Source organism: Cloacibacterium sp. (assembly GCF_047601505.1).
Lineage (GTDB): Bacteria > Bacteroidota > Bacteroidia > Flavobacteriales > Weeksellaceae > Cloacibacterium.
The window spans coordinates 209,671-222,316 of sequence record NZ_JASGJD010000001.1 but is presented as its reverse complement, the minus strand read 5'-3'; the positions used below and the strand labels follow the sequence as shown (position 1 = coordinate 222,316).

14 protein-coding genes are annotated in these 12,646 nt (G+C 30.7%); 4 read left to right on the top strand and 10 right to left on the bottom strand.

Going from position 1 to position 12,646, the window contains the following annotated elements; translation table 11 throughout:
• Window positions 1-7: 7 nt before the first annotated feature.
• The 5 genes from QM746_RS00965 to QM746_RS00945 form a co-directional block, all read right to left on the bottom strand.
• Window positions 8-133: a hypothetical protein gene (locus QM746_RS00965; protein WP_414982500.1), complete on the bottom strand. Its 126-nt coding sequence runs from the start codon at window positions 131-133 to the stop codon at window positions 8-10.
• A 162-nt stretch (window positions 134-295) separates the two neighbouring features.
• Window positions 296-646: a hypothetical protein gene (locus tag QM746_RS00960; protein WP_414982499.1), complete on the bottom strand. Its 351-nt coding sequence runs from the start codon at window positions 644-646 to the stop codon at window positions 296-298.
• 502 nt (window positions 647-1,148) lie between these two features.
• Window positions 1,149-1,613: a hypothetical protein gene (locus QM746_RS00955; protein ID WP_414982498.1), complete on the bottom strand. Its 465-nt coding sequence runs from the start codon at window positions 1,611-1,613 to the stop codon at window positions 1,149-1,151.
• Entirely contained in the window at window positions 1,613-2,167 is a 555-nt protein-coding gene (locus QM746_RS00950) for a DUF6705 family protein (RefSeq protein ID WP_414982497.1), read from the bottom strand. Before QM746_RS00950 ends, QM746_RS00955 begins: the two co-directional genes overlap by 1 nt.
• An 11-nt stretch (window positions 2,168-2,178) precedes the next feature.
• Entirely contained in the window at window positions 2,179-3,642 is a 1,464-nt protein-coding gene (locus QM746_RS00945; protein WP_414982496.1) for a hypothetical protein, read from the bottom strand.
• Between the two features lie 360 nt (window positions 3,643-4,002).
• Between QM746_RS00945 and QM746_RS00940 the strand changes: the two genes are divergently transcribed.
• From QM746_RS00940 to QM746_RS00930, 3 genes are all read left to right on the top strand, one after another.
• Window positions 4,003-4,485 carry a hypothetical protein gene (locus QM746_RS00940; protein WP_414982495.1) on the top strand — a complete coding sequence of 161 codons (483 nt, stop codon included), beginning with the start codon at window positions 4,003-4,005 and terminating at the stop codon, window positions 4,483-4,485.
• Between the two features lie 420 nt (window positions 4,486-4,905).
• Window positions 4,906-6,519, top strand: coding sequence for an Ig-like domain-containing protein (locus QM746_RS00935; RefSeq protein WP_414982494.1), 1,614 nt, complete (start codon window positions 4,906-4,908; stop codon window positions 6,517-6,519).
• Window positions 6,520-6,526: 7 nt separating this feature from the next.
• On the top strand, window positions 6,527-6,976 hold the full coding sequence (locus QM746_RS00930; protein WP_414982493.1) for a heme-binding domain-containing protein: 450 nt from the start codon (window positions 6,527-6,529) through the stop codon (window positions 6,974-6,976).
• A gap of 38 nt (window positions 6,977-7,014) precedes the next feature.
• Here the strand turns inward: QM746_RS00930 and QM746_RS00925 are convergent, their stop codons facing one another.
• The 5 genes from QM746_RS00925 to QM746_RS00905 all read right to left on the bottom strand — a co-directional run bounded on the left by QM746_RS00925 (window position 7,015) and on the right by QM746_RS00905 (window position 11,327).
• Window positions 7,015-7,524, bottom strand: coding sequence for an NUDIX hydrolase (locus QM746_RS00925; protein WP_414982492.1), 510 nt, complete (start codon window positions 7,522-7,524; stop codon window positions 7,015-7,017).
• Window positions 7,521-8,423, bottom strand: a complete 903-nt coding sequence (gene xerD / locus QM746_RS00920) for a site-specific tyrosine recombinase XerD (protein ID WP_374362508.1) — start codon at window positions 8,421-8,423, stop codon at window positions 7,521-7,523. Before xerD ends, QM746_RS00925 begins: the two co-directional genes overlap by 4 nt.
• Window positions 8,424-8,518: 95 nt before the next feature.
• Window positions 8,519-8,938, bottom strand: coding sequence for a deoxycytidylate deaminase (locus tag QM746_RS00915; RefSeq protein WP_374362506.1), 420 nt, complete (start codon window positions 8,936-8,938; stop codon window positions 8,519-8,521).
• Window positions 8,939-8,964: 26 nt separating this feature from the next.
• A complete protein-coding gene (locus QM746_RS00910; RefSeq protein ID WP_414982491.1) occupies window positions 8,965-9,729 on the bottom strand; it encodes an enoyl-CoA hydratase/isomerase family protein in 765 nt (254 codons plus the stop codon).
• 113 nt (window positions 9,730-9,842) lie between these two features.
• Entirely contained in the window at window positions 9,843-11,327 is a 1,485-nt protein-coding gene (locus QM746_RS00905; RefSeq protein ID WP_414982490.1) for a catalase, read from the bottom strand.
• Window positions 11,328-11,511: 184 nt separating this feature from the next.
• Here QM746_RS00905 and QM746_RS00900 point away from each other — a divergent pair, with 184 nt between their 5' ends.
• A complete protein-coding gene (locus tag QM746_RS00900) occupies window positions 11,512-12,465 on the top strand; it encodes a LysR substrate-binding domain-containing protein (RefSeq protein WP_414982489.1) in 954 nt (317 codons plus the stop codon).
• The last annotated feature ends 181 nt before the right edge of the window (window positions 12,466-12,646 follow it).

Here is a 12,646-nt window from a genome sequence, read left to right as displayed (position 1 = left end):
TAAAATTTTAATTACAAGTTTGTGTAGAATAAGTTCCATCTGGGTTTTGCTTCGCATTTACAGATTCTAATTTGGTACCATTGCTTTTGCTTAATGAAATTCCCATTCCATATTTATCCATAATGTATGCCATTGCTGTGTAATCTTGTAAAGAGTAAAAAGCCAACCTCGAAAAGTTGGCTTCTTTTGGATGTTTTAGTTTGCTTTTACACTATCTACCTCCATATCTTTAAAATAATCATTTACTTCTTTGGTCCATTTACCTTGGTTTCTTCTAATTAATTGCAATACCACATCACTTTTTACTGGATTTTATATATATATATATATATATCTTATGTAAATTAATTTTATTGTCCATTTTATAAACAAACTCTCTTTGTGTATAAAAGTTTAACATTATTAAATTCGCCTTGTCACTTTCCCAAGATTCATTATCAAAACTAAAAGAAATAATGGGTACCTCTAATTTGCTTATGACATCTCCTATGGTTATTTTTGATATTTTAGCTGTTCTTCTTTGCTGCTGAAAATTGGTTATTTTCTCGCTTTGTTTTTTTAAGGTTTCTTCGCTATAGGTATTAATTTGAGATTTGCAAGAAAATACAAATAGTAATATGCTTAATAAAAATATTTTTGTTTTCATAATTTTATAATTTAGTTACAGGTTGAGGTAGAATAAGTTCCGTCTTGGTTTTGCTGTGCATTTACAGCTTCTAATTTGGTGCCATTGCTTTTGCTTAATGAAATTCCCATATTTATCCATAATGTATGCCATTGCTGTGTAATCTTGTAAAGAGTAAAAAGCCAACCCCGAAAAGTTGGCTTCTTTTGGATGTTTTAGTTTGCTTTTACACTATCTACCTCCATATCTTTAAAATAATCATTTGCTTCTTTGGTCCATTTACCTTGTTTTTTTTCTTTAAGAGAAAAACATCTTGCAAAGGCAAACGATTTTATTAGGCTGTCTCAATTTTGAGGCAGCCTTTTTAGTTTTTGGTTATTATTGTTTGGTTAAAATTATATTTACAGGCAATGGTTGTGGGAAAACAGCAGAATTATAATAAAGACAATTTTTAGTATTAATGCAATTTTATATTCTTTCTTGATGAGGATAAAAATTGTTTTATAATACTTTTATCGATTTATTAATTATAATCAGTAAGATTATTAATTCTTATTCCTGCTATTTCAACAATTAATTTTGTTACATACCAAAAATCTTTTCTTTTTTCATCAAATTGGTCTTTTGAAGAAATACAATCTATATAATAAACTTTTTTAAAATTCCCTTTATAAGTTTTAATAAAAGTACTTGATCCATCAATACAATTAGTTTTTACAATTGTATCATATTTTATTTTTGATAAAGAATTACAAATTTCTTGATATTTCTCTTTTGAAATTTTTTTTGTATAAAAATTATCCTTACTTTCAAAAGTGACCCTTGTTTTTTCCTTTTTATTCTTTTTTATTGGTTGTAATTTTATTTTAACATAACTACCAATAATTATTGAATTACCGTGTTCAAACTCTATGCTATCATATTTTGTTTGACAAAAACAAAAATTTATACTAAATAAAAGTACTACGGATAAAAATATGAATTTCATTATTGTTTGGTTAAAATTATATTTACAGGCAATGGTTGTGGAAAAACAGCAGAATTATAGTAAGGACAATCTTTTGTAATCAGATTACTTCCTTCATTAAACTTCCAAGCTAGTTTGGTTTTAGTACTATCAGTAAAATTAATTTCTATAAAACCATTTAATCCACAAATATCATTATCTACATAGCCTAAAGAATATTTTTGATTTAGTTTTTTGAACTTTCCACCAATAATTTTTGCATTCTGATCTGTTAGGCTAGTATTATTAAAAAGAACATTTCCATTCAAATCAGTGACTTTAAATTTTGCAATAAGTATATCCGCATAGTAGCCATATGTACTTTTATAATAATTTACTATTTTTTTGAAAGATAAATATATAATCTTTCCATCCCAAGTCCCTTTCCAAGTTCCTTCATAAGAAGGTAGCTCATTGTTTGTGTCTTTTAAATAAGCACCAGTTGGTAATTGTGTATAGGTTCTTAATGGATACGTTTGTGCTTTACAAAAGATAGAACTGACAAGCATTAGTAATAAATAAAATATATTTTTCATAATTTTTAAATTTATGGACATTGTGTTGCGTTTGTTGTGTTATTTGTATTCAAAGATAGTTTTTTTGATGTAGTGCTATCAACTTTGTATAATTCTAATCCGTTAATATTTACAGTATTTTTTAAGAATTTTAAAAATTCATTTTCGACAATTGATTGAGTTAGATTGTCGTTGTCAACATAATCTTGAAACATTTCTCTATACTTTACATTCCAATTACTTAAAGAACTAGCAAGATTTGCAAAATTAGCAGTAGCTCCTGTATATTGTAGCATATAGCTCCCTTCTGATGTTATTACCATTGCATAGGCATCTCCAATATTTCCATTTGTACTTGCATTTCCTACACAGCTCGTTAAAAAAGTCATTATATCTGCAGGAGAAAATATTTTAATAACTCCGTCTTGATTGTTGTGCGTATGTATAAACCCAAAAAACCTATTTCCATCTGGTAACGTTACAGAATGTGTTCCTATTCTATTATCCATTGGCTGGTACTGTGTTCCTAAATTAGTTCCTGCAGGTGCATAGGACGAAGCAAATCCCATTTCATGATCGTAATTAAGAGTTGTAGAATTATTTAAAGAAGAAGTTTTTTCTGAAAATTTTGCATCTGAAAGATTTGTTTTTATTTTCTCACAAGGGTCGTCATTAGGATCCATATAATCTGGGAATTTATTATTGTGCTTACTTGCACCTCCAGACATTTTTCCTCCTGCGCCAGTTCCTCCGTTTCCTTCAAATGTAATATTAGCATCTCTATACCAATAATAGTTGGGCAGAGAAATATTCCAGCTTCCTCCGCCACTCCTGTCGTATAGATAATATAATGTAACTTCTTCTATCTCTCTTTGTCTGGCTTCCCGTTCTCTAATGATTCGGGACATTATTTCAGGATTTTTAGGGTAGAGATTGTCTATTTCGTACTGAAGATCTGCTATTACTTTCTGTGTAGCATTGTCATTGTTTTGTACCACCCTAAAAAATACATAATCACGATTTGCAGAAACTACTCCATGAATGATACCTGTTACCAGATCTCCCTTCATAATAGGAAATGCAATGGCTTTAAGGGCATTACCACTATATCCGTAGGTGTAGGTAGAAACTGCAAAGAAAGGCTGTCCAAATTCATTATAAAAACTCTGAGCATAATCTGGATGATTAGCAAAATAATTTTCTATCGTTTGTCTGAAAGGAGTTTTATAGCTCACATCAGAAATAGGAATATCGATTGTTGTAGAAGTAGATTGTGTGGCTTTACTATAATTGGTTTTAGTGTTTTTTTTCGCTGATTCAATATTTTGAAGATGTCTTGCTTTGTAACTAAGATCGGAAGCAATTTTTTCATCAAAATTTTTGAACGCAGTAATGGGAGCCACAAATTCTGTCTTTTCTGGAACGGATTCCTCAGACCTACAAGATAATATAAAGACATTCAATAATAGGAGTAAATAAAATACACTTTTTTTCATGGGCATTAATTTTTTTTAGGTTAATAATTTTTAATTTGTGAAAAATCCTCTGTATGATTTTCATATTTCAAAAATACTCTAAAACCAATAAATACTATAATTTTTCAACCGTTGTTTTATAAATTGCAATGGGTAATTTATGAAAAAGTCTTATTTTATAATTTTTTTAAGGTATATAATTGAGATTTTAAGGCTTTTTTCATGGTTTAAGAATTTTTTATTGGTCATTACAACTTTTTTATTATTTTTGAGAGAGTGATTTTAGATGATAAAATTTTAGCTTTTATAAGTGTATTTTATTGTAATTTTAATTTCATCAGAAGACTATTTAACCATGACAAACCTTAAATTAAACATATTATGTCTATTACAAATCTAAACAACACGCATCTTACTGCTGCACAGGTAACAGATGCGCAAAATGCACTTACTGAATTAGAAACTGCTTTACAAATTATTAACGTAAACCTAAGCGCGGAAGACCGCCAAAAGTACGGGAGCATTAATGAGCAAAACAAACTTTTTGTAAACAAAATCTATGATTTTCACAAAAGTCAGCCTTCCTTGTCATCATCTGATATAGATTGGGACGAATTTGAAAATGACTTCAACAGCAGAAAAAATTTGGAAGCATTAATTACAAGACTAGACAGCTTATCTACCAAGCTTAAAAACGCAAAAACGCTTCACGATTATGACAATTACCAAGCTGCTCTTACAGACTATGCTTATACCAATTACAAGGCAGGTACAGCCTCACCAGGTTTTGAAACCAAAATGAATGAAACCAAACAATTCTTTAGTAAAACCTCTAAAACCACAGAAACGCCACCTACAGAATAGAGAAAAACATAAAAATATCCTGCAATAACCCTTGCAGGATATTTTTTTAATCCTTCTAATATGTTTTTTACTCCTCTGGATATCTATTTAACTTATCTCAACCTTCAAATTACTATTCTGGATAGGTTAAGAAATACGCTGGATAGGTCTCGAAGTATTTCGTTGGGGTTATACAACCGATAATTTGAGGTTCGGAACCCCAAAATTACAGTCTAAGACCCAAAATTATGAGTTAAGGAACGTATATTTTTGTTTAAAGCACCTCACGAGATGAGTAAAAGACCTCAAAATATGAGTTCAGAACCAGAGAATATGATTTCGAGACCAGAACAGAAGGGTTTTGAACTTAAAAAATCATAAACTTTCATAACTTATTTTATTAATAGAAAAGGTATTCTTAATTTTGCTCAAATTTCATTAATGAAAAAAATAATTTTTCTTCTCATTATTAGTTTAGGTCTTGTTTCTTGTGCCAGAATGGGCTCACCAGATGGTGGTAAAAAAGATTCTTTGGCGCCTAAATTTTTATTTTCTAATATTGATTCTACAAGAATTAATGTTCCCAGAGATATTAAAGAGCTTAGATTATATTTTGACGAATATGTAAAGCTGAAGGATGTAAGCAAAAATCTTATTATTTCGCCAGATATTAAGTACAAAAAAATTATCCCTTCTAATCTTGCCAATAAATATGTTTTGATACAATGGGCAGATTCTCTAAAAGCGAATACTACGTATAATTTCAATTTTGGAAATTCTATTGTAGATAATAACGAAGGAAATGCTCTGCCATATTTTAATTTTGCTTTTTCTACAGGAGATAAAATTGATGATACCTTCATTAGCGGAACTGTAGATGATGCTATGGTTTTAAAAAAGAAAAATGAAACAGCAAAAGACAATAAGTATGTAGTAGGTTTGTATCCTGTAATTGATGGGAAAACAGATTTTAAGCAAAAGCCTGGTTACATGTCGAAAGTAGATGAAGAAAATTATTTCGAACTCAATTATCTTCAAAAAGGAGATTATATCATCATTGCTTTCGAAGACGAGAATCAAAATTCGGTGTATGATGCAGGAAAAGAAAAAGTAGGTTTTTTGAAAGAAAAAATTACAGTTGCAGACAATGTGAAAGGTGTTAAGTTGAAACTTTATCCTTCTAAAAAATCATTTAAGTTTGTAGAATCTAAGCCTGTTTTTGGTGGTGCAATCTTAGCTTTTGAAGGCAAACCAGAAAATTTAGAAATAAAATCTATTTCTCCTCAGTTAACAGATTATAAAATTGAACATAAATCTAAATCGGATACCGTAAATATTTGGTTTAATGCTGCTCAAAATAAATTTGATGAAAAAGCCAGTACACAATTAGATTTTAGTTTTGACACGCCTCAGAAAAAAGATACCGTAAGAGTTTATTACAAATCAGTAAAAGACGAATTTAAAGTAGAAAACAAAGGAGGAAACTTATTGGTGCCTTCTCAGGATTTTAAAATTACAGCAAATCTTCCACTAAGTTCTATCAATACCAAAGATTGGAAATTAGAGTCTGATAGCGTTGCCGTTAATTTCACGGCGAAAATTTCAGAGAAAAATCCTTATGAAATTTTAGTTTCGGCAGATTTTAAACCAAGCAAAAAATATTCATTCACTGTCTTAAAAGGAACTGTTAATTCTTATTTTGAAGGACTTGCAAAATCTTATAAATTTGAATTTGAGGCTGATAAACCAGAAAATTATGGAAGTTTTGTGATTAAAAAATTAATTAATAAACCGAAATCTAAATTCTGGATAGAATTATTGAATGACAAATACGATGTTATTTATTCTAAATATACCAACGGCGAAAGTATTTCGTTTACCAATTTAAAACCAGGAACTTATATTGCCCGAATAAAAGTGGATGAAAACGAAAATGGTGTTTGGGACGAATCTGATTTTGCCAATAATGTAGTTGCCGAGCCTGTTTATATTTTTGATAAACAGATAGACGTAAGACCACTTTGGACGATAGAAGAAGATTGGGAACTCAAATAATTTAGTGATGAAAAAAATATTACTTTGGATAGTTGGAATTTTTATTTTAATTCAACTCATTCCTATTGATAGAACCAATAAACCAGTTGATAGAAACCAGAATTTTGTAGATATTGCAAAACCACCGAAAGAAGTATCTCAAATTTTGATAAATGCTTGTTACGATTGTCATTCAAACGAGGTAAAATATCCTAAATATGCTTATATAGCACCTATTTCGTGGTCTATAAAACATCATGTAAACGAAGGAAGAGAAAGAGTGAATTTCTCGGTTTGGAGTACGTATAACAATGACCAGAAAAATCATATTATTGATGATATTTTGGAAACCGTAGAAAGCAAAGAAATGCCTTTGAAGGGTTATTTGCCAATGCATCCCGAAGCCAATCTTACTGAGGCACAAAGAAAAATATTTAATGATTATTTTAAGAATTTGCAAATATCTGGCAATTTCTAAATAAAGTAAAAAGCTCCAAATTTTGGAGCTTTTGTTTTTTATAAATAAGTTTCGAAAAATTTTTTCTGAGAATCAAAAGCAATGTCTTCTAAATTAATTTCAGATTTTTTAATCCAAATGGTTTCTGAGATTTCGTGGAGTTCTAATTTTTTTACTTCAATTTTTTCTTCTACTTCATATTCAAAAAATAAATCCAGCGTGTTGTAATCTATTTCTTTATAATGATATACATTAGGAAAGCTTTTTAGAAATTTCAAATTTTTAATATCGATTTCTATTCCTAATTCTTCCCAAATTTCTCTGTAACAAGTTTCTTCGGCACTTTCTTTTGGGTCTGTAAAACCGCCAGCCAAATCTAGTTTTCCTAATTTTGGATTTTGGTTTCTTTTGGTAAGGAAAATTTCGTCGCCACATTTTATAACTACCGCTACAGCAGCAGCGCAATTTTGATACATTACAAAATCGCAATTGCTACAACTGAATTTTTTTTCTCCATCAAAAATGAGCGTTTTCTCGCCACATTTTGGACAAAATTTTAAATGATTCATATATTTCTAGGATGATATTTTAAAATAACATCGTGCAACTCTTCGGTGTTCAAATGAGTGTAAATTTCTGTAGTTGTAATGCTAGAATGCCCAAGCATTTCTTGTATAAAACGTAAATCTGCACCGTTTTGAAGCAAATGTGTTGCAAAAGAATGACGGAAAGTGTGCGGAGAAATATTTTTTCTTATTCCGGCTTTTTCTGCCAATTCTTTAATGATGATAAATACAATTACGCGAGACATTGCAGCTCCTCTGCTGTTTAAAAATAAAACGTCTTCGTGTTTTTTGTTTATTTTACCGTTAATTCTTACTTTTTCAATGTAGTTTTTAATTAATTTAGAAGTGTATTTCGCTAGCGGAACATATCTTACTTTGCTTCCTTTTCCTTCAACTTTTAGAAAACTTTCTTTGAAATTGATATCCGAAATTTTAAGCTCTATTAGTTCAGAAACTCTTAATCCACATCCGTATAAAACTTCAATTATACATTGATTTCTAATGCCTAAGTCTGAGCTAAGGTCTATATTTTTTGTAATTCTTTCTACATCTTCAAAGCTAAGAGTGTCTGGTAAGTAAAGTCCTAATTTTGGGCCTTCTAAAAGCGTTGCAGGATTATCTTCTCTAATTTCTTCTTCTAAAAGATATTTGAAATAAGATTTAATTGAAGAAATCCATCGAGATTGCGTTCTTTCGCTTATTTTTTGTTTTGAAAGTAACAAAAGATATTCTTGAAGATTTTCGTAGGTAATATCTATAGGTTTCGAATTGTCTAGATTATCCTCGGCATAATTTTTAAATTTTGTAATATCTCTGATGTAAGCATCAAGAGTATTATCTGAGAAATTTCTTTCGAACTTAAGGTAGTTCGAGAAATTCTCAAGCGTTTCATTCCATTCCATTTGTGTTTGTTTTGAGTTGTGTTTTTTATTCTTTTTCTGTTTTGTGTTTCAAATTTTTAATGTTGTTTGTACTTTTTATTAAATTCTTTCTTTTTCTATAAAAAACTATTTTCTATTTGTAGAAGCTCTACATCGGCGTTTTGTAAGAATTGTAAACCTTCTTCGTCAGAATATTTATCAATAAAAACCAATCTTTTGATGCCTGCTTGCAAAATTAATTTGCTGCATTCTTTACAAGGAGACAACGTAAGATATAATGTAGCTCCTTTTGCAGACTGTGTGCTGGCTGCTAATTTTAAAATAGCGTTTGCTTCTGCGTGCAAAACATACCAATGTGTTTTTCCGTCTTCATCTTCGCAGCAATTTTCTGCGCCAGAAGGTGTACCGTTGTATCCGTCAGAAATTATCATTCTGTCTTTTACAATTAGAGCGCCTACTTGTTTTCTCTGACAGTAAGATAGTTTTGCCCATTCTTTCGCCATTCTAAGATATGCGATATCGAATTTATTATGCATAATTGGATATAATTACAAAAAGTGTGCTAAAAATTTGGTTTTCTTTTTTCTAAAAAAGCACTTACGCCTTCTTTTTTATCATTCATGTCAAACAATTCACCAAAAGATTTTATTTCTAATTCGAAGCCATTGTTATCTGATGCGTTAACGGCTGCTATAGCTTTTGTAATTCCTTGCGGAGAATTTCTTGAAATGATGGTTGCTAATTCTATTGTTTTTGGCAATAATTCTTCAATTGAGAATACTTCGTTTACTAATCTTATTTCTTTAGCTCTTTCTGCACTAATCATTTTTGCGGAAAAAATTATCTCGTTGGCCAATCCTTTTCCTACTAATTTTGGTAAGCGTTGTGTGCCTCCGTATCCTGGGATTAAACCTAATGTAACTTCGGGCAAACCTAGTTTTGCATTTTCTGAAGCATATCTAATGTGACATGCCATCGCCAATTCTAAACCTCCACCAAGTGCAAAACCATTTACAGCAGCAATTACAGGTTTTTTCAAATTTTCTATTTTATCGAAAAGTATATTTTGACCGTTTCTTGCTAATTCTTCTGCTTCATGTTGACCAAAATCTGAAAATTCTTTAATATCTGCTCCTGCAACAAATGATTTCTGTCCGCTTCCGGTGATGATGATAACTCTACAATCAGAATCATTTTCTAGTAAATCTAAGGCAGAACCAAGCTCTTTAATAGTACTTCCGTTAAGAGCGTTTAGGCTTTCGGTTCTATTAATGGTAATGATGGATACTTTACCTTGCTTCTCAATAAGAATATTTTGAAAATTCATAGTATTAATTTAACATAATTGCTAGTGCAAAATAACGAAATTTATACTAAGAAAACACGAAACCAAGCAATTAATTGCTTGGTTTTGGTGTTAAAATGTTTTATTTTTAAAAATTATTTTATGTGTTGCATTACATTGTCGTCAATTTTAACGCTTAATCCAGAGGCTATTCTCATTCCCATTTCTACATTTGCTCTAAAAAAGTGACAAAGTTGTCTGTTGATGATTAAATCTTTTTGCGGACCATCTATTTTTCTCATGTGCCCAATAATGTTATTCACCAGATTAGTTCTGTCTTCAGCTGTCATTGCTTTGCTGTACAATAATCCGGGTTGTGTGTAGTGGTCGTTATCGTCTTCATTTCTATCAAAATGAGCTACTACATTACTGTCTAAATCTTCTTCTAATTTTTTATAAGCTGAATCTGGTCTGATTTCGTCGAAACTATTAGGGAAATAATTAGGTTTGTCTTCATAATTTTTAGAATCTGCCATGTAGCCATCTCTTTGGTAGTTATTTACTTCGAAAGGACATCTGTTTACTTCTAATTGATGAGCATTAATGCCAACTCTGTATCTGTGAGCATCTGGATAAGAAAATAATCTGCCCTGAAGCATCTTGTCAGGAGAAAAACTAATTCCATCAATTAAATTACTCGGAGAAAAAGTGGATTGTTCTACATGAGCAAAATAATTTCTAGGAACTTCATTCAGTTCCATTTCGCCAACTTCAATTAAAGGAAATTCGCTTTGAAACCAAACTTTAGTCACATCAAAAGGATTCCATTTGAATTCTCTTGCTTGCTCTTCCGTCATTACTTGTATGTACATGGTCCATTTTGGGAAATCTCCATTTTCTATTGCAGTGCAAAGGTCTTCTTGAGCAAAATCTGGGTTTTCGCCAGAGATTTTTGTAGCTTCAGTATCTGTAAAATTTTTGATTCCTTGTTTTGTTTTGAAATGAAATTTTACCCAAATTCTTTCGTTTTTAGCATTAATCATCGAAAAAGTATGAGAGCCAAAACCGTGCATGTGCCTGTATCCGTAAGGTGTACCTCTGTCGCTCATCAAAATTAAAACCTGATGAAGAGATTCTGGATTGAGGCTCCAAAAATCCCACATCATGGTGTGAGATTTCAGATTGGTTTTTGGATGTCTTTTTTGAGTATGAATAAAATCTGGGAATTTTTTAGCATCCTTTATAAAAAATACAGGTGTATTGTTTCCTACCAAATCCCAATTGCCATCTTCTGTGTAAAACTTCAAGGCGAAACCTCTTGGATCTCTTGCAGTGTCTGCGCTTCCTTTTTCTCCGCCAACAGTAGAAAATCTCGCAAACATTTTGCAAGAATTGCCAACTTTAGAGAATAATTTAGCTCTTGTATATTCTGAAATATCGTGAGTAACTGTAAATTTACCATAAGCTCCAGAACCTTTTGCGTGAACCACTCTTTCCGGAATTCTTTCTCTTACAAAATGAGCCAAATTTTCTTGTAGAATAAAATCTTGCAATAAAACAGGACCTCTTGCTCCCACAGTTTGAGAATCCTGATGCTCAAAATATGGTATTCCTGATGAGTTAGTGAGTTTTTTGCTCATATCAATGAAATTGTTTGTAATTTGAAAGGATAAATTTAAATTGATTTTCTCAAAATTCAAAAAAATATCTATGAATAAAATCAATTATTTTTTTTGTAAATAATCTCGAAATAATTATCGTTATCAAAATTAGTTTAATTCGTTCTTCTTCTCTATATTTGTAATAGAAATTATAAATATATATATGAATATTCAACAGTTAGAATATCTAATAGCGGTAGATAAATACAAACATTTTGGTAAAGCTGCACAGGCGTGTTTTATTACCCAGCCCACGCTAAGCGCTATGATACAGAAGTTTGAAGATGAGATGGAGGTTAAAATTTTCGACAGAACCACTCATCCTATCAGAACTACCGATATTGGTGCGCAAATTATAGAACAAGCAAAGGTAGTTGTAGATTCTGTAATGGAACTCAAAAATAAAGCAAGCATTTTGAATAATGTTTTGGCAGGGAAAATAAACTTAGGAATTATCCCTACTGTTTCTAGTTTTATTCTTCCTACTGAGATTTTTGATTTTTTATCTGGTAATCCTAAGATAGAACTTAATGTAAAAGAAATGACTACCGAAAACATTATAAAAGGTCTTAAATCTGGCGAACTAGATGCAGGTATTATCGCTACACCTTATACTGATGCTGAGGAATTTTTTGCAGATTTTCTTTTCAATGAAGAATTGATGGTTTATTCTGCTGATAAAATTGCCAACGAAAAAGGAGACCAATTTATAATGCCAAGTGATATAGATGTAAATAAAGTTTGGCTTTTAGAAGAAGGTAACTGCCTTAGAACTCAGTTCGAAAATATTTGCCATCTTAGAGAGAATTCTCTAAAACCAAAAAATCTAGATTTTATGGCATCTAACATCAATACTTTGGTACACATGGTTGATAAGATTGGTGGACTAACTATTTTGCCAGAATTGGCTGTTTCTCAACTTTCGGAAGGACAGAAAGACAAAATTCATCATTTTAAAAGACCTTTCCCTAGTAGAGAAATTAGTTTAATTTACTATAAACCAACGTATAAGCAAAAAATTTTAGACGAGTTGGTGGCGTCAATTAAAGATTCTTTGAGTCCTAAATTAAATTATACCACTCATCCTGAAGATTTTGTAAATATCAGTCCACAATAAAATAGAAGCTCTGTAAATTTTGCAGAGCTTTTTTCATAACTATTTTGAAATTAGAAAAATACTCTGTAATTTTGTTGCTCAAATTTCAGAGGAAAAATTTGGACTGATTGCAACCTCAATAAAAAATGCTAAAACAGATAATTTCTTTTTAGTTCTTGTAGGTTTTCCCTCCTTGTTTTTT